The sequence below is a fragment of the Sterolibacterium denitrificans genome (assembly GCF_900174485.1).
GTDB lineage: Bacteria > Pseudomonadota > Gammaproteobacteria > Burkholderiales > Rhodocyclaceae > Sterolibacterium > Sterolibacterium denitrificans.
In genome coordinates this window covers 2,019,220-2,040,968 of sequence record NZ_LT837803.1, presented here as the reverse complement: position 1 = coordinate 2,040,968, position 21,749 = coordinate 2,019,220, and the positions used below count along the sequence as shown (strand labels likewise).

16 protein-coding genes are annotated in these 21,749 nt (G+C 61.7%); 13 read left to right on the top strand and 3 right to left on the bottom strand.

Annotated features, from left to right (window positions below; genetic code table 11):
• Positions 1-25 precede the first annotated feature (25 nt).
• The 9 genes from SDENCHOL_RS09210 to SDENCHOL_RS09170 all read left to right on the top strand — a co-directional run bounded on the left by SDENCHOL_RS09210 (position 26) and on the right by SDENCHOL_RS09170 (position 13,216).
• The gene (locus tag SDENCHOL_RS09210) at positions 26-1,114 is read left to right on the top strand and encodes an HDOD domain-containing protein (protein ID WP_231912958.1); all 1,089 of its coding nucleotides are present in this window, start codon (positions 26-28) and stop codon (positions 1,112-1,114) included.
• A complete protein-coding gene (locus SDENCHOL_RS09205; RefSeq protein ID WP_154716959.1) occupies positions 1,111-2,004 on the top strand; it encodes an MBL fold metallo-hydrolase in 894 nt (297 codons plus the stop codon). The genes SDENCHOL_RS09210 and SDENCHOL_RS09205 overlap by 4 nt, the downstream gene beginning before the upstream one ends.
• Positions 2,005-2,055: 51 nt before the next feature.
• Complete coding sequence (locus SDENCHOL_RS09200) at positions 2,056-2,427, top strand: MAPEG family protein (protein WP_154716958.1); 372 nt, start codon at positions 2,056-2,058, stop codon at positions 2,425-2,427.
• A gap of 60 nt (positions 2,428-2,487) precedes the next feature.
• Complete coding sequence (locus SDENCHOL_RS09195; protein WP_154716957.1) at positions 2,488-2,982, top strand: hypothetical protein; 495 nt, start codon at positions 2,488-2,490, stop codon at positions 2,980-2,982.
• A gap of 216 nt (positions 2,983-3,198) precedes the next feature.
• Positions 3,199-3,852, top strand: a complete 654-nt coding sequence (locus SDENCHOL_RS09190; protein ID WP_154716735.1) for an ethylbenzene dehydrogenase-related protein — start codon at positions 3,199-3,201, stop codon at positions 3,850-3,852.
• A 104-nt stretch (positions 3,853-3,956) separates the two neighbouring features.
• A complete protein-coding gene (locus SDENCHOL_RS09185; protein WP_197706877.1) occupies positions 3,957-4,982 on the top strand; it encodes a 4Fe-4S dicluster domain-containing protein in 1,026 nt (341 codons plus the stop codon).
• A gap of 110 nt (positions 4,983-5,092) precedes the next feature.
• Complete coding sequence (locus SDENCHOL_RS09180; protein ID WP_154716956.1) at positions 5,093-7,978, top strand: molybdopterin-dependent oxidoreductase; 2,886 nt, start codon at positions 5,093-5,095, stop codon at positions 7,976-7,978.
• A 184-nt stretch (positions 7,979-8,162) separates the two neighbouring features.
• Positions 8,163-12,098 (top strand): EAL domain-containing protein, encoded by a 3,936-nt coding sequence (locus tag SDENCHOL_RS09175; protein ID WP_154716955.1) that lies wholly within the window; start codon positions 8,163-8,165, stop codon positions 12,096-12,098.
• A gap of 176 nt (positions 12,099-12,274) precedes the next feature.
• Positions 12,275-13,216, top strand: a complete 942-nt coding sequence (locus tag SDENCHOL_RS09170) for a hypothetical protein (RefSeq protein ID WP_172955048.1) — start codon at positions 12,275-12,277, stop codon at positions 13,214-13,216.
• 38 nt (positions 13,217-13,254) lie between these two features.
• Here SDENCHOL_RS09170 and SDENCHOL_RS09165 read toward each other — a convergent pair whose 3' ends face one another.
• The 3 genes from SDENCHOL_RS09165 to SDENCHOL_RS09155 form a co-directional block, all read right to left on the bottom strand.
• Entirely contained in the window at positions 13,255-15,231 is a 1,977-nt protein-coding gene (locus SDENCHOL_RS09165) for a DNA topoisomerase IV subunit B (RefSeq protein WP_154716953.1), read from the bottom strand.
• A 153-nt stretch (positions 15,232-15,384) separates the two neighbouring features.
• On the bottom strand, positions 15,385-16,248 hold the full coding sequence (locus SDENCHOL_RS09160) for an HDOD domain-containing protein (RefSeq protein WP_154716952.1): 864 nt from the start codon (positions 16,246-16,248) through the stop codon (positions 15,385-15,387).
• Between the two features lie 21 nt (positions 16,249-16,269).
• Positions 16,270-17,445: an HD domain-containing phosphohydrolase gene (locus tag SDENCHOL_RS09155; RefSeq protein WP_154716951.1), complete on the bottom strand. Its 1,176-nt coding sequence runs from the start codon at positions 17,443-17,445 to the stop codon at positions 16,270-16,272.
• A gap of 273 nt (positions 17,446-17,718) precedes the next feature.
• On the opposite strand from SDENCHOL_RS09155, the gene SDENCHOL_RS09150 reads away from it, so the two are divergent.
• The 4 genes from SDENCHOL_RS09150 to cmk all read left to right on the top strand — a co-directional run bounded on the left by SDENCHOL_RS09150 (position 17,719) and on the right by cmk (position 21,590).
• Positions 17,719-18,453 (top strand): PaaI family thioesterase, encoded by a 735-nt coding sequence (locus SDENCHOL_RS09150; RefSeq protein ID WP_197706888.1) that lies wholly within the window; start codon positions 17,719-17,721, stop codon positions 18,451-18,453.
• Between the two features lie 125 nt (positions 18,454-18,578).
• Positions 18,579-19,577 carry an XdhC family protein gene (locus SDENCHOL_RS09145; RefSeq protein WP_231912957.1) on the top strand — a complete coding sequence of 333 codons (999 nt, stop codon included), beginning with the start codon at positions 18,579-18,581 and terminating at the stop codon, positions 19,575-19,577.
• 37 nt (positions 19,578-19,614) lie between these two features.
• A complete protein-coding gene (gene aroA / locus SDENCHOL_RS09140; protein WP_154716950.1) occupies positions 19,615-20,922 on the top strand; it encodes a 3-phosphoshikimate 1-carboxyvinyltransferase in 1,308 nt (435 codons plus the stop codon).
• Complete coding sequence (gene cmk / locus SDENCHOL_RS09135; RefSeq protein WP_154716949.1) at positions 20,919-21,590, top strand: (d)CMP kinase; 672 nt, start codon at positions 20,919-20,921, stop codon at positions 21,588-21,590. Before aroA ends, cmk begins: the two co-directional genes overlap by 4 nt.
• Positions 21,591-21,749: the final 159 nt, after the last annotated feature.

Genomic DNA, 21,749 nt, shown 5'->3' with positions numbered 1-21,749 from the left:
CGGTGTGCAGTGTGAAACTGAAACGATGCGAGCCGGCTTGCTGCGGGTGAGTCCGGTCGAATTTCACGAGATGCGCAGGATAGCGGAAATTGCCGGAAACTGCCACCGCGAACGCAGTGGCAGATGCCAATTGCCGACTGTCCAGCCTCGTCCTGCAAGCGGTGCGCGGCATGGTGAGATATCGCCATGCGGGTTTGGGGTTTGGGGATGTCCGGCCCTTATAATGCGGCGAAGAACACGGGGCCATGGAAGTATGGGGCAGATTTCTGTCGAGTTGAGCAAGCGCCTGAGCAATGCGGTCGATCGCATGCCGGCATTTCCGAAAAGTGTGCAACGCATCCTGGAACTCACGCGGGATATCAACTGCCGTCCAAAGGATCTGGTGGCGGTGATCGAGAAGGATCCGGTGATTACCATCAAGGTTCTCAAGATCGTCAATTCCGCCTATTACGGTCTACCCAAAAAAATCACCTCGATCAATCAATCGGTGGTTTATCTGGGCGTGAATACGCTGAAGAACCTTGCGCTTTCGTTTTCTACCATGGGCATGCTGCCGGCACGCAATGCGGCCGGCTTCGACGTGCAGCACTATCTGGTGTCTTCCCTGGTGACGGCCAATCTGACGCGCATGCTGGCCGCAAGATATGCGAATGAATTGGATCCGACGGATTGCTACATCGCCGGTCTGTTGCATGATTTCGGCAAGGTGGTGTTTGCCCTTTACATGGCACCGGAGTTTCGTCAGGCAATGGAGATGTCGAGCACCGAAAATATCTCCCTGCACAAGGCCGAGGAGGCGGTGATTGGCACCGATCACACGTTCGTCGGCGCGATGCTCGTCAAGCGTTGGCAGTTTCCCGAGTATCTGGTCGAGTGCATCGATCATCACCACGCCGTGCCGCATGTGTCCGTACTGGCCGAATGCCTTTTCGTTGCCGACCTGATTGCCGAGAAACTTGGTTATGATTCGCTGGGTAACGTCAGTGCGGATGGTCCGCAGGCGCTGCCGGCGCGCTTCGGCACGGATCTGGACGCCGTCGTTGCCGAACTCGGCGACATGAACAAACTGATCGATGATGCGCGCATGTTTGCGCAAACCGGGGGGCTGAAGTGAAAGTCAAGTTCTGGGGGGTGCGTGGCTCGATTCCTTCCCCCGGGCCGCACACCGTGCGTTATGGCGGCAACACGACCTGCATCGAGGTGCGCAGTGACGACGGTACGCTGATCGTGCTGGATGCCGGTACCGGCATCTTCGCACTGGCCCAGCAGTTGTTGCGTGAATTGCCGGTCGAGGCGAACATTTTCATCACGCACAGCCACTGGGATCACATACACGGTCTGCCGTTTTTCACGCCACTGTTCATTCCCGGCAATACGGTACGCATGTACGGCGCTTTCGATCCGGTGTCCGGCAATGGGGTCGAGCAGGTCATGGATGTACAGTTGCAGTACAGCTATTTCCCGGTGCGCGAAGCCGAAATGAAAGCGGCAATCGAATATCAGACCTTGTCGATAGGCGAAACCACCAAGGTAGGCGACGTCGTCGTCACGGCCTCGTTGCTGAACCACCCGGTGATCGATTTTGGCTATCGCATCGACTGCAACGGAAAGTCGGTGTTCTTCACCGGCGATCACGAACCCTACTACAACATCTACGATCCGGAAGATGCCGATTACGCAGACTATCAGGCACTGATGGAAGAGAAGCAGGCCGAGGTCGATGCCGCCATGCGCGGAGCCGATGTCCTGATCATCGACGCATCCTACACGCGCGAGGAGTATGAGACGAAGAGGGGCTGGGGGCATGGTCATTTCGATGCGGCCATCGCCACGGCCTTGCGGGTCGGCGCCAAACGCTTGTACTGTACGCATCACGAGCCGACACGCAGTGATGATGAACTGGAGACGGTATTCAACGAAGCGCTGTCCCGCCATCGAGCGGATTTGCAGGGACTGACCGTGCATCTGGCGCGCGAGGGACTGGAGATCGATCTCGATCTGTAGATGTGACCTGTAACCTGTAACGTGTAACGCAGCATAAATGAGGAGGCTGTCATGACGCTGGCACTCTGGTGCGTATTGGTTGCAACGTTGTTGCCCTATGTCTGGGGAACGCTGTCGAAGTCCGATCCGGCTTACGACAATGCCAGCCCGCGCCTGATGGTCAAAACTGGCTGGCGCCAGCGCGCCGACTGGGCGCAGCAAAATTCCTGGGAGGCTTTTGCGCCGTTTGCCGCCGCGGTATTGATTGCCCAGGGGTGCCATGCGGAGCAGGCCTCGATCGACCTGCTGGCCTGTTTGTTCATCGGTTTCCGGCTGCTTTACGGCATCTGTTATTTGACGAATCGCTCGCTGCTGCGCTCGCTGGTTTGGGCAGCCGGCTTCGCTTGCGTCATCGGCTTGTACGTACTGGCAGCACGTGCCTGAAAGCGGGGCGGAATGATTCATGGCCTCGATGATTTCCCATGCTGAATTGACCGGCCAGTCATGTCACTGAAAATCGATCCGGCAGAGTTCGAGCAGCACTATTTTCGTGCGGCCTATCTCTTCTCGCGCTTCACGGTGCCCTACATGCGCAGCATTTACCGGGAGTTCGGCGGCGACATGCTGCTGAATCTGGTACTCGGGGAGATCGGCACGCGCAATGTCAGTTACTTCTTCGATGCCGAAAAGGACAGCGATGCTTCCGAAGACGTTCTGACCGACGTTTCCGAACACCAGCGCCTGATGCGCCCCTGCAATACCCTCTCCATCAGCGATGCCACGGGTATTCCGCGCGAGACCGTGCGTCGCAAGATCGACATGCTGATCAAGAAGGGCTGGGTGTACAAGAACGAGAAGGGACATATCTACCTGACGCCGGAAGTCGCCAAGCATTTCGAGCGCTTCCTGTTCGATTCCATCGAGTCCCTGCTGCCTTCTGCACAGGCCCTGATCGATGTGCTGTCGAAGTTGCCGAAAGTCGATGACAGGGACAAATAGCCGTCCTTTGGGCAAGGTGATCGCTTGCCACACCATCATTACCCAATATGGGGAAACCCCTCCTGCCTTGTGAATGCTGCGTGTTAACATCCGCTGCGCGCTTTCAGGCACCGTTGCTCCAAACCACCGGCGCCAGGCAAGCTAAAATTTACATGCGGTCGGATGACTGTCCGATTCGTCAGAAAACCACTATAAAAAACCACCAGGGGAACACCAATGAAAGTCACCTACACATCTGCCGCGACGGCAGAGCAGTTGCTGGACGCGGAAGATGCGGTATGGCAGCAGTCGGGGTTGGAAAGCGTATCGTTGCAGGGCACGCCCTGGGCGATGCAGCCGACGGCGGCCATTCGCAACAGTTGGGAGCACAAGAAGATAGGTGCGGTTGGCAAGGTAGAGCTGCGCGCGCTGCACAATGGGGAATACCTGGCTTTTCACCTGAGCTGGGCTGATGCCAACCACAACACCAGTCATGGCGACAACAGCGTCTGGCCGGACGCGGCGGCGGTGGCCTTGCCGCTGCACGAAGACACGCCGCTGATGACCATGGGTGCGCCCGAACTGCCGATGGCGGCCTGGTACTGGCGTGCCGACGACAAGGACATGGGCTATCAAGTGGTCGCCCAGGGGCCGGGCAGCAGCCAGATCGTCGACAAGACGGTGCGCACGCGGGCCAAATGGGCCAACGGTCGCTGGAGCGTGGTCATTGCCCGCACCTTCAAGAGCGTGGACTCGCCCAACGTCATCCAGCTCGAGCCGGGGCAGCGCAGCCGTTTTGGCATCGCCATCTGGGAAGGTGGTCAGCAGGAGCGGGGGGGACTCAAAGCCTACTCCGGCGACTGGCTGCCGCTTGAAATAGCCGGCCAGTAAGGTCAAGGCCGCACGTACAGCGTAGCGATCCTAATGATTCAGTGATCCCGTTTCGACCTGATGGCGAACCTGATCAACCCAGCAACCCAGCCTAGGAAACCAAGATGAGTACAGCAAAACGCCAGATGGCGATGGTTCTCGACCTCAACAAATGCATTGGCTGCCACACCTGTTCCGTTGCCTGCAAGACGCTCTGGACGCGTGACGAAGGTCAGGAATACATGCTCTTCAACACCGTCAACACCATGCCCGGTCTGGGCACGCCGAAGAACTGGGAAGCCATGGGCGGCGGTTTTCCCAATGGCGAAGCCCAGCTTGGGCAGATGCCGACCACCAAGGGCTTCGGCGAAGCCTGGGAATACAACCACAACGAAGTCTTCTACGGCGGCAAGGGCCAGAGCGTGCACCTGCAGATCCAGGGCGACCAGCCGGACTGGGGTCCGAACTGGGACGAAGACCAGGGTGGTGGCGACTTTCCCAACAGCTACTTTTTCTACCTGCCGCGCATCTGCAACCACTGCACGCACCCGGCCTGTCTGGAAGCCTGCCCGCGGCAGGCCATCGTCAAGCGTGAAGAAGACGGCGTGGTGGTCATCAACGAAGACCGCTGCCGGGGCTTCCGCTTCTGCATGGAAGCCTGTCCCTACAAGAAGATCTACTTCAACCACGTGAAGAAGGTCAGCCAGAAATGCATCTTCTGCTACCCGCGTCTGGAGCAGGGGGTGGCGCAGGCCTGTGCGCGTCAATGTCCGGGGCGGGTGCGTTTCGTCGGCTACAAGGACGACCAGAACGCGCCGATCTGGAAGCTGGTGGAGAAATGGAAGGTGGCGATCCCGCTGCATCCTGAATTCGGTACCGAGCCGAACGTCTTCTACGTACCGCCGTTCGATGCGCCGACGCGTTTTGATGCGAATGGTGATTTTGACCACAGCAAGCCGCGGATTCCTGACGAATACCTGATTTCGCTGTTTGGGGAGAAGGTGCTGGATTCGATCCAGATTCTCAAGGCCGAGCGCGAGAAGATGCGCCAGGGCGGCAAGTCCGAACTGATGGATCTGCTCATCGCCTACCGCTGGAACGATATGTTCGGCGGCTTCGATGTCAATCCGCATTCGTTGAGCTGGGCTTGAGAACCTGCTGCTGTAAATAAAGAATCTGGACTGACAGTCTCTGGCTGTCGCTTGCGGCAGGGCTGTATCGGTTGCTTATGACAATCAAGTAAAATTGAGGGGGAGTCACCATGCAAGTGTCACGTCGTCACTTTATTGTGGGTACTGCTGCGGTTGCGGCAGGCGCTGGTTTGTACAGTTTGCGGCCCAAGCTGACCGGTCCCAAGCCGGGCATCACCATGCCGCCCCTGGTGCCGGCCAAGAAGGTCAAATACAACGACTACTCCGACATCTGGCGCGAGAAGTGGAAGTGGGACAAGGTGGTGAAGGGTACCCACACTCGCGCCAACTGCGTCGCCGCCTGTTCGTGGGACGTGTATGTGCGCGACGGCATCGCCTGGCGCGAGGAACAGAACACCATTTACGAGCCGCCGCGCCCGGGTATTCCGGATCAGAATCCGCGCGGCTGCCAGAAGGGCGCCTGTTATACCACCCTGCAGTTGTCCGAGACGCGCGTCAAGTATCCGTTGAAGCGCGTCGGTGAGCGCGGCGAGGGCAAGTGGAAGCGCATCACCTGGGATGAGGCGCTGAACGAGATTGCCGACAAGCTGATCGACATCTCGGTCGAGCACGGCACCGAGACCATTTGTTTCGATGACCTGTCGAATACCGGTTATGGTCCCGAGACGGCCGGCGACTTCCGTTTCTCCACCGCTCTTCAGGTGACTCGCCTGGATGGCTGGTCGGGTGTGGGCGACATGCCGCTGGGCGTGATCCAGACCTGGGGCGCGTTCAACTGCGAAGGAACGTCCGACGACTGGTTCCGTTCAGATTACATCGTCATCTGGCTGGGCAACCCGAATTACACCCGCATTCCCGATGCCCACTTCCTGCATGAAGCACGCTATCGCGGTGCCAAGCTGGTGGTGGTCTCGCCCGACCTCAATGCCAGCACGGTGCATGCCGACCGCTGGATCAAGGTCAAGCCGGAAACCGATGCGGCGCTGGGGCTGGCCTGCGCGCAGGTGATGATTGCCGAGGATCTCTACAAGAAGGATTACGTTCTTGAGCAGACCGACTTTCCTTTCCTCGTGCGCAAGGATAACCAGCGCTTTCTGCGCACCAGCGATGTCGTCAAGGGTGGCGTGGATAACGCTTTCTATCTGTGGGATGAAGCCAAGAACGCCATCGTCATGGCGCCGGGTTGCGAAGGCGACGGCAACGGTGGCCGCAGCCTGAAACTCGGCAAACTCAAGCCGGCCCTGTCGGGCACGCGCAGCGTCAAGCTGCTGGATGGCTCGACGGTCGAATGCGTCACCGTTTTCGACATGATTCGCGAGCGTCTGGATACCGAACATACGCCGGAGCAGGCTGCCAAGATTACCGGCCTGCATCCGAATGTGATCCGCACCTTCGCCCGTGAAATGGCGGCTGCGCCCAGCGCGATGATCATTGCCTCCTATGGCGCCTGCAAGCACTATCACAGCGACCTGTTCCAGCGCTCCTTCATCCTGCTGATGAATCTCACCGGCAACCAGGGCAAGCCCGGCGGTGGCATGCGCATCGCGGCCTGGTGGGGAATGGACGGCATGGATGCCATGGCCGACAGCACCGTGCCGATGGAAGATCTGGTCAAGCTGATTCCCAAGGCCATCCGCGGTCTGACGCCGCGTGATTACGAGCAACTGTATACCGAATACAGCGATCGCGAGGGGCATACTCCGACCATGGTCTTCCTCTACGTGCATGGCGGCTACAAGGAGATGTGGGACAAACCGCACCTGCAGGATCCGCATCTGCCGCGCAACCTCAGCTCCTATGTGCGCGAATCCATCGACAAGGGCTGGACGCGGGTGCATCCGCCAGAGGATCGCCAGCCCCGCGCCTATGTCTTTACCGGCGCCAATCCATTGCGTCGCTGGCCGAGTCCGCAGATCGCCCGGGAAAAGCTCTGGCCGAAATTCGAGCTGGTGGTTTCGGCGACCTTCAAGATGAGCTCTTCGACGATGTTCGCCGACTACGTATTGCCGGTGGCGGCTTATTACGAGAAGTACGGCATCAAATACGCGCAGACTTACGTGCCCTACATCATCAGCTCCGACAAGGCGACCGAGCCGCTGGGCGAGTCCAAGTCCGACTGGGAAACCTTTGGTCTGCTGGCGCGTGCCGTGGGCGAGCGTGCCAAGGCGCGCGGCATCACCATGGTGCGCGGTTTGAACGACAAGGAGTTCGATGTCACCAAGATATACGATAAATATACTTCGAACGGCAAATACGACCCGACCGATCCGGAAGATCCGGTACGCTTGATGGATGCAATCTTTGCCGGTAGCCCGAGCGTTGATTGCAACAGCGGCCGCGAGGCGCTGCAGCGCGGCGCGGTACCGGTGATCGCTGCAGGTCGTCCGAACCTGATCAACCAGAACTACAGCGACTACGACGGCAAGGACACCTACTGGCCGCATCGCGATTTTCTCGAAAAGAAAGTGGCCTGGCCGACCATCACCGGACGGCAGCAGTTCTACATCGATCATCCCTGGTTCATCGAGGGCAAGGAAGCGCTGCCCACGCACAAGGAGCCGCCGCTGGCCACCAGCAAGTTCCCGCTGCGCATGTATGGCGGCCACAACCGTTGGTCGATCCATTCGATCTGGCGCGATGTCAAGCTGCTGCTGCGTCTGCAACGCGGCCAGCCGGCGGCCTGGATGAATCCGCTGGAGCTGGAAAAGCGCGGCATCAAGGATGGCGACACCATCAAGGTCTATAACGACAACGCCAGCTTCGAGTGCAACGTCAAGTCCTCGCCATCGACCGCACCCGGTGAAATCATCGTCTACCATGCCTGGGAGCCGCTGCAGTTCAAGAACTGGCAAGGTAACCAGGATGTCACCGAAGCGCCGCTCAAGGGACTGCATCTGGCCGGTGGTTATACCCAGCTGCATTTCCGCGTGTATTACGGCAGTGCCCACCACACCCCGCGCGGCGCGGCCGTCGAAGTGGAAAAGGCCAGCGCCTGATAACGCACCAGGCAAGGTGATGCAAGCCAAGGCGAACAGTCAGGATCTGGCTGTTCGCCTTGTCGTTCATGTGGCTTGGGAAGCGCGGGAGACTGCCGAGTTGTGCGGTATCATGCAATCGATATTTTCCTTGTGGGTTTCCATCCGGCGCTGCGATCTGGCAGCGCCTGTCTGAATTCCGTACATGAACGCATCGAACAACGCGACTGAAGAGCTGAACCAGTGGGATGAGGGGGCGGCAGATCAGGACTTGCTGCTCACTTTGCCGGAAGTGATCAGCCTGCTGCAGCGGCATTGCGGGATCGACTTTTCCGGCTACAAGGCTTCGACGCTTGGGCGGCGCTTGCGCAGGCGCATGGCCTGCTGCAATGTCGAGACGCCGGAACACTATCTCGATTTGCTCAAGGATGGGCAGCATGGCATCGCCGAGTGCCGAGCGGCGGTTCATGATCTGCTGATCAACGTGACCGAGTTTTTCCGCGATCCGGCAGTATTTGCCCTGTTGAGCAATGAAATCCTGCCGGATCTGCTGCGCGGCCGCGAGGCTGCCGACGAGCTGCGCATCTGGTCAGCGGGTTGCGCCAGCGGTGAAGAAGCCTACACCTTGGCAATGCTGGCGCTGGATGCGGCCAGCCGCTTCGGCTTCAACGGCAATATCAAGGTGTTTGCCACCGACTGTCATTGCGGCGCGCTTGCCGATGCATCGCAGGGGTGCTATGCAGGTACTGCGGTCAATGGCATTCCGGAGCCTTTGTTGCGGCGCTACTTTCAGCCCAATGGCGAGAACTGGCAGGTGGATGCCGCTTTGCGGCGGCACGTGGTGTTCGCCCGCCACAACCTGCTTTCGGATCCGCCCTTCACGCGGATCGACCTGGTGGTCTGCCGCAATCTGCTGATTTACCTGAAACCGGAGGCGCAACTGCATGCCCTGGCGCAAATCCATTTTGCGCTCAAGCCGCAGGGATTGCTGCTGCTCGGTTCGAGCGAATCGGTTGGCGAGTATGAAGAGCATGCTTACTCGCTCGTTGACCGGGCGCACAAACTGTTTCGCAAGCAACCGGTTCGGCTGGCGCGTGGTGAGGCGCCGGCAGAGGCATCCATGCAGGTCGGCAAAGTGGTTTCGCCACTGGATCTGCCGCCGACCACGAACAACGAGGCCTTGCTCCAGGCCGAATTGCAGGCGACCCGCGAGCGTCTTCAGGAAATGCTCGTCGAGCTGCAGAGCAGCCACGAGCGCATCGATCTGGCCAATGAAGAGCTGACGGCCTCCAACGAGGAACTGCAAAGCACCAATGAAGAGCTGAAGTCGGCGAACGAGGATCTGTATGGCTTGAACCAGCAGCTCGAGGACAAGAACAAGGCGCTGCTGGCGCTGAATCGCGACTATGACCATTTGCTGGCAAGCGCCGAGATCAGCACGGTTTTTCTGGACAATACCCTGTGCCTGCGGCGTTTCAGCCCGGGCGTTGGCGCGTTCATCGCATTGCGTGCGCAGGATATCGGCAGGCCGATCACCGAATTGCGCTACCAGGCGGGTGAGCAGGAGGAATTCATCGCGGCCCTGCGTCGGGTTTCCGAGCAGGGCGAGCGCTTCGAGCGAGAAGTGGCGCTCAACGGCAGCTACTGGTATCTGGAGCGGATGTCACCTTTTCGCGGTGGTGACGGACGGCGCGATGGCATCGTCCTGACCTGGACCGAGATCAGTGAAGTCAAGCGGATCAGGGATCTGGCGGAAAAGCTGGCAGAGGATCGCACGCGCCTGCTTGGTATTCTCGATGCCATGCCGGACGGCGTGTATATCGTCGGTCGCGAATACGATATCGAATACATGAATCCGGCGCTGGAGCGGGTTTTCGGGGCGAAAAGCAACCGCAAGTGCTATGAGCATTTTCATGAGCGCAAGACCCCGTGCGATTTTTGCAAGAACCCGGAGGTTTTTGCTGGCAAGTCGGTGAACTGGGAGCTGAGTGCGGCCAATGGCCGCACCTATAATCTCTTCGACATGCCGTTCCACAATCCGGATGGCAGCATCAGCAAACTCGAAATTGTGCATGACATCACGGCGCTTTATGAAGCACGAAGGTATTTGACCGAAGCCGTGGCACTGACGCAAGTGGGCTACTGGGAGTGGCAGCAGGCTGACCAACAGTTGCATTGGAGCGATGAATCCTATCGCTGCTTCGGCTATCAACCGGGTGAGGTGCAGCCCTCGTTTGAACTGGTTCTGCGTCATGTGGAGGAGGATGAAAGGTCGCGTCTGAAGGCGATCATCAGGCATACGCTGGAGACGGGCGATCCGTATGTCTTCGAGTTTCGTTTCCGCCGCCGCGATGGCATTCGGCGCTGGGCGCGGGCCAACGGTTATGCCAACTGCAATGCGGATGGCCGGGTGGTGGGGATTTCCGGCGCCATGCAGGACATCACGCCGATGCGCGAAGCCGAGCAGCAGTTGCAGGCGGCTTTCCGCGCCAGTCCCTTTGCTGCATCGATCTTCCGCTTGTCCGATGGCAAATTCGTTCAGGTGAACGACAAATTCAAGAAATATTTTGGCTGGAATCCGAGCGAACTCATCGGCAAGACGGCCAGTGACGTCGGTTTATGGCCCGATCCGCAACGGCGCGCCGCCTGGGTCGAGGAATTGCAGCGTGCCGGAACCTTGATCGACTTCGAGTCGGTCTGGCATGATCGTCGCGGCAGGCTGCGCCATGTCAGCATTTCCGCCGAGATGCTGTATTTCGATGACGAGCCTTATGTGCTGGATTTCGTCCAGGACATCACCGAACGCAAGGAAAACGAGAAACGCATCGCTTTTCTCGCCCATCACGATGCCCTGACCGGCTTGCCCAATCGCGTGCTGTTTCGCGAACGCTTCGAGCTGGCAATGGCCTGGGCCGAGCGCAACGATACGCGGGTGGCACTGTTGTTCGTCGATCTGGATCACTTCAAGACCATCAACGATACGCTGGGCCATCCGGTCGGCGACGATCTTCTCAAGGAAGTCGCGCGCCGGCTGCGCAGCATCGTGCGCGATACGGATACCATCAGCCGTCTCGGCGGCGATGAATTCCTGCTTGCCCTGACGGATGTGCCTGAGCCGGAGTCCGTCGGCCGGCTGGCGGCCAAGATCGTTGAAGCCCTCGCCCAGCCCGTGCATATCGAGGGGCACGAACTTGCCGTGACGCCCTCGATCGGCGTGACGCTGTGGCCGGATGATGGCAGGGATTTCGATCTCCTGCTGCAGCGTGCCGATACGGCCATGTATCAAGCCAAGGCTGCCGGCCGCAATGCTTACCGTTTCTTCACGGCTGCCATGAATACCGAGGCGATGGAGAATCTGCAGTTGCGCAGCGCCTTGCGGCGGGCCGTGGAAAATCAGGAATTCACGTTGTACTACCAGCCGCAAATCGACCTGAGAAGCCGGCGCGTGACGGGCGTCGAGGCCTTGCTGCGCTGGCGCCGCGCGGATGGCGAGCTGATATCGCCGGAGCGCTTCATTCCGATCGCCGAAGAAAGCGGACTGATCGTGCCGATCGGTGAATGGGTGCTGCGGGAAGCTTGCACCCAGGCAGTGCAGTGGCAGTCGGCGGGCTTGCCCGAGCTGATCATGGCCGTCAACCTGTCGGCCGTGCAGTTTCGTCGCGGCAATCTGGAGCGCAGTGTCGCCGATGCGCTGACGGCTTCCGCCCTGCATCCGGGCCTGCTTGAACTGGAGCTCACCGAGTCGCTGCTGCTCGACGATGCCGAGGGACTGCTGGCGACCCTGCGCCGCTTCAAGTCGCTGGGCGTGCGCCTGTCCATCGATGATTTCGGCACGGGCTATTCCAGCCTCGCCTACCTGAAGCGTTTCGACGTGGACAAGCTGAAAATCGACCGGACTTTCGTGCGCGACATCGCCACCGATCCGGACGATGCTGCCATCGTACGCGCCATCATCAGCATGGCGCGCAGCCTCAAGCTGCAGGTCAATGCCGAAGGCGTGGAGAACCGGGAAATCGAGAATTTTCTCGATATCTATCGCTGCGACGAGGTACAAGGCTATCTGTATGCCGAGCCGATGCCGGCGGCAGACCTGCCGGCCTGGCTGGCGCAGTGGCGGACCGGCAGCCAGGCCGAGGGCTGAATACTGGCTGCCGGGCGCCGAGCTTCCCGGGCCTGCTGGCCGCTATTCCTGCAGCACGATCGCTTGCGCAGTGTGCACTATTCATCATGCGTGCTTGCCTGCGTCGGGCCATCATGAAACTGCCTGCAGAGGGATAGGGATGCGGGTGTGAAACTCGGCAAGACAGGAGGTTGGTCATGAACATGAGCAAACTTTTGGGCATCCTTCTCGTGACCGGTGCCTTGCTCGCGGCGAGCGGCTGCGCGGGCAATGCAAAGAAGGTGGAGAACGGTCAGCCGGAGCGCAATTTCAATGCGCCTTCCCTGCAGGTCAATGCCGACAGCAAGGCGCGCGAAATCCTGGCGGCCATTCCCCAGGAATCGCTGCTGGAACGCTTTGAAACCTACGACGCGGCCGGCCGCCTGATCGGCTATGCCGCCTTGACCGATACCACCATGGGTGCGCTGGTGTTTGTCGACGGCAAACTGCTGGGCTCGCTGTCCAAGCAGCATGCGCAGGCTTTTTACATCTGCCGTGGCCATGTGATGGCGATAGCCAAGCGCTATTGGGCCAGCGAGGCGGGCGCATGGCTGGAGACGCTGCTTGCCAATGTCCGTCCGGAAAGCGCGGTGCTGCTCGAATTTACCGGCCGATCGACGATGCAGAGCATCAAGTCGGCAACTGAAAATCCGTTGCTCGGCGGGCTCAAGGCCATCATCGGCATGGGTACCAACCCGTTGAAAGTCATCAGCACGCTGAACAACGCCCGTGACCAGTATCAGGCCAGCGAGCAGTTCGCAGACGAGGAAAAAGGCCTGAGCCAGCTTCGTCCCGGCATGAGCGAGCAGCGTCTGGTGCGGGTTGCCCGGCCGCAGGATCTGCTGTTCGTGGATGGCGGCATGGTGCTGAGCTATCCGAGCCACCGGGTGGACTACTTCATGGCTGCCGGCTCGATCCGGGTCATTCAGCAACCGTCCTTCTATTTTCTATCGCGCACCAATGCCGCATTGTTTTACGCGCCGGGAACGCGGTGGACGGACTGCACGGCCGAGCGGTGGCCACAGGCTTTGTCGGCCGAGGAAATCAAGGAAGTGGCGAGAGAGGCGGCAACCGAAAGCACTGCCATTCCGCAGCCGTAGCGGCCGCAGTCGGTTTTGCAGCAGCAGGTTTTCAGGATTCAGAGGTCGGCTTCGACGGCGCTGCCTTTCTGTTCCATCCAGGTGCGGCGGTTGCCGGACTCGCCCTTGGCCATCAGCAGCGAAAACATCCGGCGGGTTTCCTCATCGGCGCCGGGGCGCTGGGTGACGCGCAGCATGCGCCGGGTGGCCGGGTCCATCGAGGTTTCGCGCAGTTGCTGCGGATTCATTTCGCCAAGTCCCTTGAAGCGGCCGACTTCGATATGGTTGGGCGCGACCTTTTCCTTGGCCAGGCGCTCCTGGATGGCCTCCAGCTCGCCGTCGTCGAGCGCGTAGAGACGCTTGGCCGGCTTGCCCTTGCCTTGCGCGGCGACATCGACGCGATACAGCGGCGGCTGGGCGATCCAGACGTGGCCATTGTCGATGAGCTTCGGGAAGTGGCGGTAAAACAGCGTCAGCAACAAGGTCTGGATGTGGCTGCCATCGACGTCGGCATCGGCCATGATGATGAGCTTGCCGTAGCGCAGGTTGGCCAGCACGGCGTCAGGAGCGTCCGGCGCGTGCGGTTCGACGCCGAGAGCCACGGCAATGTCATGGATTTCACGGTTGGCGTAGAGCTGGTTGGCGTCGATCTCGAAGGCGTTCTGCACTTTGCCGCGCAGCGGCAGGATAGCCTGGATCTCGCGGTCGCGGCCTTGCTTGGCCGAGCCGCCGGCGGAATCGCCTTCGACGAGGAAGAGTTCGTTTTCGCCGATGTCCTCCGATTCGCAATCGGAAAGCTTGCCCGGCAGCACGGCCACGCCGGAGGATTTCTTCTTCTCGATTTTCTGCGCCGACTTCTGCCGCGCCAGTGCCTGTCTGATCGCCAGCTCGGCAATCGCCTTGCCATGCTCGACATGGCCGTTGAGCCAGTTCTCCAGCATGTCGCGAACGATGCCGGAGACCAGCTTGACGGCTTCGCGGCTGTTCAGTTTTTCCTTGATCTGTCCCTGGAATTGCGGGTCGAGTAGCCGTACCGAGAGGATGAAGGCCATGCGGCCGCAGACGTCATCCTGCTGCATTTTCACTCCGCGCGGCAACAGCGCATGGTGTTCGGCAAAGGATTTGACGGCTTCGAAGACGCCGGCGCGCAGGCCGGATTCATGCGTGCCACCCAGGGAGGTCGGGATCAGGTTGACGTAGGATTCGGAGGCCGGCGCGCCTTCCGCATACCAGCCCAGTACCCAGGCGGCGCCTTCGCCGATCGCGTAGTCGCCGTCTTCGGTGACGTGGCGTTCGGCGCTGAACAAGGGCGCGATGGGTTCGGCATCGCCGGCCAGGTCGGCCAGATAGCCGCGGATGCCGTCGGCGTAATGCCAGGATTTGCTGGCGATGCTGCCATCGGCCTGCTCGATGTCGAGCTGCACGGCCACGCCGGACAGCAGCACCGCCTTGGAGCGCAGGGCGCGTTCCAGGGTGGCGAGATTGAATTTCGCGCTGTCGAAATATTTTGCATCGGGCCAGATGCGCACCCGCGTGCCGCTTTGCTTGCCCGCCTCGCCAACGATGTCGATCGGCGAAACCTGTTCGCCGCCATCGGCAAAACCCAGCGTGTGGATCTTGCCATCGCGGCGGATTTCGACTTCGATGCGCGTGCTCAGGGCGTTGGTTACCGCCACGCCCACGCCATGCAGACCGCCCGAGAAGGCGTAAGCGCTGTTGCCGGCTTTCTTGTCGAACTTGCCGCCGGCATGGAGGCGGGTGAAGGCCAACACGGCAACGGGAATTTTTTCCTCGGGATGCAGGCCGACGGGGATGCCGCGCCCGTCGTCGGTGACCGAGGCCGAACCGTCGGCGTGCAGCTTGACGTGGATGTTGCGGGCGTGGCCGGCCAGGGCCTCGTCGGCGGCGTTGTCGATGACTTCCTGCAGGATGTGGGTGGGCGAGGAGGTTTCGGTGTACATGCCGGGGCGTTCGCGCACCGGCTCCAGTCCCTTGAGGACGCGGAAGGAGGATTCGTCGTAAGTCTGTTTGGCCATGGGTCGTTCTGTAGTTTGGTACGCAGGATGAATGTCGAGTGTTGAATATTGAGTGCAGTTCGGTAGCGCAGGCTGGCCGATGCAGACAGGCAAACCGGGGATTTTTTCACGTGAGCTGCCGGCGCGCAATGCGCACGTCTGCCGGCAGGGCCGTCAGTTGTTCTGCAGATATGCGGATTCGGCCAGTGCGGCCAGGTGCAGGCGGTGCTCCATGTCGAGCTCGCTGATGTTTTCGACCAGCCAGTTGAAGCTCGCATTCGGCATCAATTTTCGGATGGCCAGCAGGTCGGCCACCAGCGCTTGCGTTGCGGTGTCGTCCCGGCTCATCGCGTGACGGGCAAAATCGGTGCAGATGCGGGTCAGCAGGGCGCGCTCGGAGGCAGCACCCTGCAGCAGCTTGCGCAACAGCGCCGGCAGGTTCCAGATTTCAGCGCAGTGCATCGTCAGTTCCTTGAAAGTGAAGCCGCAGGCCTGGCTCTGGGCCTGGGCCGAGCGGCTGGCGCGGCCGGAGTGCAGTTCATCCAGCGCGGCCTGCGCCAGTTCCGGCGCGTAAAGCCACAGCAGCAGCTCGCCAGTGTCGGTGAGCAGGGCGGCCAGGGCGACTTCCTGCGGATTGAGATCGGCGCGCCCCGGCGCCCAGCGCATGGCGACCCGCGCGGCCAGCGCCGAGCGCGCTTCGACGTAGGCAAAACCGGCGGCGCTTGCGTCTGCCTCGGCGCTATTGAGCAGCAGCCGGCAGACCTTGTCGACACCCAGTTGCATGACGGCATGCAGCACGGTGGTGGTTTCCGTACCCAGACGGCTGCTGCGGATGCGCTCCGCTTCACGCAGCAGTTGCAGGCAGAGCAGTGGATCGCCGAGAGCGATGGCGGCCAGATCCTGCGGCGCAAGCTGTTCTCCACGTTCTTCGACGGTTGTGCTCACCAGTTGCTTGGTGCGCGTCATTACCGGCAGCTTCTTCGTCTCGAAAAATGCCGCCCACTGACTTGCGCCCCAGTGTTTTTTCCATGCCTCCATGATGGTTTTCCGCTGATGGGTTCAGTTGGCGATGGACGGATCGTCCCGGAATTGCTGCTGGATTTCCCGCACCTTTGCCGCATTGAAGATCAGTGCATCGACGCAATCCTCGTCGAATTTGCTGCGCGACAACTGGCGCAGCCAGGCAAAGGCTTCCTCATTGCTCCAGGAAGGCTTGTAAGGGCGTGAGCTGGTCAGCGCGTCGAATACGTCGGCAACGGCGATGATGCGCGCCTCCAGGGGAATCTCATCGCCGCGCAGGCCGTGCGGATAGCCGCTGCCGTCCATGGCTTCATGGTGCGACTCGGCGATGTTCTTCAGCAGATCGAGACGGTCGAGATGATCCAGGCCAAAGTTGCGCACGATGTCTTCGATCATTTCGTGGCCGCGCAGGGTGTGCAGCTTCATTTCCTCGCGTTCTTCCGGCGACAGGCGTCCCGGTTTCAGCAGGATGCGATCGGGAATCGCCATTTTGCCGATGTCGTGCAGTGGGGCGAACTGGAAGATGCGTTCGATGGTTTCGTCATCCAGCGTGGCTGCGCCCGTGGCGGACAGGTGCTGGGCGATCAGGCGCGAGTAGCGCGCCATGCGGTCGATGTGGCTGCCGGTTTCCGGATCGCGGAAATGCACCATGTCATGGGCCGTCTTGATGGCGGCCGCGAGCGTGCGCACGGTCATCATTTCGGCCGTGACGACGGCAGAAATCAGGTGGGCGAAGATGTCCAGTTGATTCAACACCGCTTCGGGCAGCGGGCCAGGCTGGCGCGAATCGAAAAAAATGAAGCCCCAGCACCTGCCGTTCAGATACATCGGCGTGGTGTAGCTGCAGCGATAACCCTCTTCGGAAATGATCTTGCTGTGCGTGCGCTGGCTTTGCCGGGTCAGGCGCAGGTCATTGATGATGCGCGGTCGGCCGGCCTTGAGGATTTCGGCCAGCGAAGGCGTATCGGCAAGGCGGGCTTCATAACGCACCAGGTCGTTGCGTCCCGGCGAGCTGGCAAGAAAAGTCTTCAGCAAATCGGTGGCCGGGTCGTAGCTGGCGACCGAGATGCGATCGATGCAGCCGACCATGGTGTACAGCGCTTCATGGATCACCGCCAGCCGCTGGTCCAGTGGCTCGCCGCCATTCAGATGCGCCAGCAGGTCGGCGTGGCCATAGAGTTCGGGGTTGGGTGGGTTGGGCTGGTGTTCGCTCATGGTGGTCGATCTGGATGCAGAACGGGAGACAAGGGCGGCGCGTCATGGTGCGTCAAGCGCTGCAGCGGTGTTTTGCAGACGGAGGTTAGCCGCTTATGGCAGGTGCTTCAAGTGATTGCGATGCGGTGGCCGTGATGCAGGCTAAGGTATATTGACGATTCGATGATCGCCTGCGCTGCCGTGCAGTCCCTGCGGCCGGATGTCGCCACATCTGCCGGATTCCACGTTTCCACTGGGCGGCGCAGGGCATTTTTAGCAGAGAAAGTCACCGCCATGAAGCATGAAGATTCCAACGATGCCAACGATATCGACTCCGACCGGCAGCACGTGATGCTGGATATTTCCGATCCGCAGGCGCCGCCGCCCAATGCGGATTGGGCAGCGCGGCGTGAGGCGGCGGATGCGCTGCGCCGCCTGATCGGCTTGATGGCCACCACGACCAGCGATGCGGCGGTGATGCGCGCGCTGGCGCGGAGTCTGCACGCTCAGGCCGAGTTGCTGGCCGAGGCGCCGCAAATGCACGGTCGCGCGGCTTTTGCCGAATTCGAGCAGGGCCGGATGGGAAGCTGGGGCGACATTGCCCGCGAGACGAATCCTCTGAGCGGGCGGAGCAATCCGCTCGCGCCGCCGCTGCTGCTATGGCTCGAAGGTGATACGGCGCATGGCCGCGCCACGCTCGGCTGGCAATACGAGGGGCCGCCTTCCAGCGTGCATGGCGGTTTCGTCTGTGCGTTGTTCGATCACTTCCTCGGCATGGCGCAGCGGCTCACCGGCCAGCCGGGGGTGACCGGCACGCTGACCACCCGCTTCCATCATCCGACGCCGCTGAATACCGAACTCGAGCTGGTTGGCCGCGTGGTCGAGGTCAGCGGGCGGAAGAATCTGCTCAGAGGCGAAATCCGCGCCAACGGCATGCTCACGGCGAGTTGCGAGGGAACTTTCATTTTCATCAGCAAGCAACGCTTCCGTGCGATGGTTGCCAGCCACAATGGTGAGGCGACGGCTTGAAACCGGCGGCAGCGCTGCCGGCCCCTGCATGCCAGGCAGGCGCTAAAATGCACGGTTTGTCCTGCTATCCCGGTCTTGCGCTGTAATCCGTCATTCGGGTGCCGTCGATCACTGCTGCGCTGACCATGCCGACCATGAGCTCCTCCGATCTCTACGTACTTGAAAATGCGCTTGACTGGCTGCAGGAAGGCGTCCGCGTGGCGCTGGTGACGGTGGCCGAGACGTGGGGCTCGGCACCGCGGCCGGTGGGTTCGCTGCTGGCAGTGGCCGAGGATGGGCGCTTTGCCGGCTCGGTGTCCGGCGGCTGCATCGAGGAACATCTGGTCGAGCGCATCGACCGCGAGTTTCCGGAAAAGCCCTATGCCGCCTCCTATGGCGTCTCGGCCGACGAGGCGCGCCGCTTCGGCCTGCCTTGCGGCGGCACCATGGTGGTGGTGGTCGAGCCGATTCGGGATGCCGAGACGATTGCGCGCAGCGTCGCCGAGATTCGCCAGCGTCGCCGCGTCTGTCGCACGCTGGAGATGGGCAGCGGCGTGGCGAGGCTGGCCGCGGCGAGTGCCGACGACGGCTTCGACTATGACGGCAAGCTGCTGAGGAACGTGCATGGGCCGCGCTGGCGCATCGTCATCGTCGGTGCCGGCCATCTGGCGCGCTATCTGGCGCGCATGGCGCTGATGCTGGATTTCGTCGTGCATGTTACCGATCCGCGCCTGGAATACCGCGCGCAGTGGGACGTACCCGAGGCGCGGCTGCTCGAAGGCATGCCCGATGACGCGCTCCTGGCGCTGGGTATCGATCCGTGCACGGCCATCATCACCACGGCGCACGATCCCAAGGTCGACGACATGGCGCTGCTCGAAGGGCTCAAGTCCGACGCCTTCTACATCGGCGCGCTCGGTTCGCCTCGCACCAGCGCCAAGCGGCGCATCCGCCTGGGCCTGTTCGATCTGACGCCCGAGCAGATCGACCGTTTGCACGCGCCGGCCGGCATTCCGATCGGCAGCCATACGCCGGCCGAGATCGCGCTGTCGATGCTGGCCGAGGTGGTTGCCGTGCGCAGCGAGCTGATCGCCGTGGCGAAGTCGCCGAGCCGAATTTCGGCCGCCGTGGGCTGCGTCGGTTGAGCGCCTTGCTTCCGCTTTCATTCAAGACAGATTTCCGATGACCTCTCCCCGCCTCGAATTCCTCGATCTTTCCGCCGCCAGCCAGGCTTCCGGCACGGTTCGGCTGCCCGGCTCGAAGAGCATTTCCAATCGCGTGCTGCTGCTGGCGGCGGTCGCCGAAGGCAGCACCGAGATCCGCGACCTGCTCGATTCCGACGATACCCGCGTGATGCTGGAAGCCTTGCGCAAGCTCGGCGTGAGGACGACGCCATGCGGCGAACAGGCACTGCAGGTGCAGGGCTGCGGCGGCGCGCTGCCGGTGCGCGAGACCGAACTGTTCCTCGGCAACGCCGGCACCGCGTTCCGCCCGCTGACCGCGCTGCTGGCCTTGTCCGGCGGACATTTCAGGCTCTCCGGCGTGGCGCGCATGCATGAGCGGCCGATCGGCGACCTGGTCGATGCGCTGAACGCGCTCGGCTGCGACATCCGCTACACGGGCAACGCCGGCTTTCCGCCGCTGGAAATCTTTCCCGGCCAGGCAGATTTTTCACTGCCGATCCGCGTGCGCGGCGACGTCTCCTCGCAGTTTCTCACCGCGCTGCTGCTGGCGCTGCCGCTGGCCGGGCAGGCTGCCGAGATCGAGGTGGTCGGCGAGCTGATCTCCAAGCCCTACATCGAGATCACCCTCAACCTGCTGCGCCGCTTCGGAGTCAATGTCGAGCGCGAGGGCTGGCAGCGCTTCCGCATCCCTGCCGGCAGCCGCTACCGCAGTCCGGGCGTGCTGTGCGTCGAGGGCGATGCTTCGAGCGCCTCGTATTTCCTGGCCGCCGGGGCGATCGGCGGCGGCCCGGTGCGCGTCGAGGGCGTCGGCCGCGACAGCATCCAGGGCGACGTGCTCTTCGCCGAGGCGCTGCAGGCGATGGGCGCGCGCATCGAGATGGGCGCCAACTGGATCGAGGCGCGTTCTCCCGCTGCCGGCAAGCTGCGCGCCTTCGATGCCGATTTCAACCACATCCCGGATGCGGCGATGACGCTGGCGGTGCTGGCGCTGTTCGCCGATGGTCCGTGCACGCTGCGCAACATCGCCAGTTGGCGCGTCAAGGAGACCGACCGCATCGCGGCGATGGCCACCGAGCTGCGCAAGCTCGGCGCGACGGCCGAGGAGGGCGCCGACTATCTCCGCGTCACGCCGCCTGCCGTGGGCTTCGCCTCTAATGTGACCATCGATACCTACGACGACCATCGCATGGCGATGTGCTTCTCGCTGGCGGCGCTGGGTGGCGTGCCGGTGCGCATCAACGATCCGCAGTGCGTGGCCAAGACTTTCCCCGAGTATTTCAGCGAATTTGCCAGGGTGGTGAAATGAGCGGCCCGCTTCCGACTCCCGTCATCGCCATCGACGGCCCGTCGGCATCCGGCAAGGGCACGGTGGCCGCGCTGGTGGCGCAGGCGCTCGGCTTCCATTATCTCGACAGCGGCTCGCTGTACCGGTTGACGGCGCTGGCGGCGCTGCGTGCCGGCATCGCACTCGACGACGAGGCGCGCGTTGCGGCACTGGCGGCGAGCCTGCCGGCGGCTTTCGTCGGCGGCGAAATCCTGCTCGGCGGCGAGCCGGCGACCGAGGCGATTCGCCGTGAGGAATGTTCGGCAGGCGCTTCCAGGGTCGCAGCCCTGCCGGCAGTGCGTGCCGCGCTGCTCGAACGCCAGCGCGCCTATCGCCAGGCGCCGGGGCTGGTGGCGGATGGCCGCGACATGGGCTCGGTGGTGTTTCCGGATGCCGCGCTCAAGGTGTTTCTCACCGCAACAGCCGAAGAACGCGCCAATCGACGCCATAAGCAGTTGATCGAAAAAGGGATGTCTGCTAATATCTCGACCCTTTTGCAGGACTTGCAGGAGCGTGATGCGCGCGATGCCGCGCGCAGCGTCGCTCCCCTGCAGAAATGCGCGGATGCGGAGCTGCTCGATACGACGCAGATGTCGATCGAGCAGGCGGTCCAGGCGGTGCTGACGTGGTATCGGGCACGCGCCGCCTGAACAGTCCCGTCGCCGCGCAGCAGCAAGATTCCCGTCGAGTTTTCCGGTTCATGCCCGGACTCCGGGGAATCCCAGGTGCCATCATCGTGCGTTCGCGCGTCGGTGGCGGTTTTCAACTTGCAGTCGCAGTGTGCAGTTCGGGTTGTTTGCAAATGACGC

What these genes read in the sequence shown, in the direction of transcription:
- SDENCHOL_RS09190 (WP_154716735.1), top strand. Translation starts at nt 3,199, where the DNA reads ATGAAAGTCACCTACACATCTGCCGCGACGGCAGAGCAGTTGCTGGAC.
- SDENCHOL_RS09185 (WP_197706877.1), top strand. Translation starts at nt 3,957, where the DNA reads ATGAGTACAGCAAAACGCCAGATGGCGATGGTTCTCGACCTCAACAAA.
- SDENCHOL_RS09145 (WP_231912957.1), top strand. Translation starts at nt 18,579, where the DNA reads ATGCCGACCATGAGCTCCTCCGATCTCTACGTACTTGAAAATGCGCTT.
- SDENCHOL_RS09165 (WP_154716953.1), bottom strand. Translation starts at nt 15,231, where the DNA reads ATGGCCAAACAGACTTACGACGAATCCTCCTTCCGCGTCCTCAAGGGA.
- aroA (WP_154716950.1), top strand. Translation starts at nt 19,615, where the DNA reads ATGACCTCTCCCCGCCTCGAATTCCTCGATCTTTCCGCCGCCAGCCAG.
- SDENCHOL_RS09200 (WP_154716958.1), top strand. Translation starts at nt 2,056, where the DNA reads ATGACGCTGGCACTCTGGTGCGTATTGGTTGCAACGTTGTTGCCCTAT.
- SDENCHOL_RS09195 (WP_154716957.1), top strand. Translation starts at nt 2,488, where the DNA reads ATGTCACTGAAAATCGATCCGGCAGAGTTCGAGCAGCACTATTTTCGT.
- SDENCHOL_RS09155 (WP_154716951.1), bottom strand. Translation starts at nt 17,445, where the DNA reads ATGAGCGAACACCAGCCCAACCCACCCAACCCCGAACTCTATGGCCAC.
- SDENCHOL_RS09150 (WP_197706888.1), top strand. Translation starts at nt 17,719, where the DNA reads ATGAAGCATGAAGATTCCAACGATGCCAACGATATCGACTCCGACCGG.
- SDENCHOL_RS09210 (WP_231912958.1), top strand. Translation starts at nt 26, where the DNA reads ATGCGAGCCGGCTTGCTGCGGGTGAGTCCGGTCGAATTTCACGAGATG.
- SDENCHOL_RS09180 (WP_154716956.1), top strand. Translation starts at nt 5,093, where the DNA reads ATGCAAGTGTCACGTCGTCACTTTATTGTGGGTACTGCTGCGGTTGCG.
- cmk (WP_154716949.1), top strand. Translation starts at nt 20,919, where the DNA reads ATGAGCGGCCCGCTTCCGACTCCCGTCATCGCCATCGACGGCCCGTCG.
- SDENCHOL_RS09175 (WP_154716955.1), top strand. Translation starts at nt 8,163, where the DNA reads ATGAACGCATCGAACAACGCGACTGAAGAGCTGAACCAGTGGGATGAG.
- SDENCHOL_RS09170 (WP_172955048.1), top strand. Translation starts at nt 12,275, where the DNA reads ATGAACATGAGCAAACTTTTGGGCATCCTTCTCGTGACCGGTGCCTTG.
- SDENCHOL_RS09160 (WP_154716952.1), bottom strand. Translation starts at nt 16,248, where the DNA reads ATGGAGGCATGGAAAAAACACTGGGGCGCAAGTCAGTGGGCGGCATTT.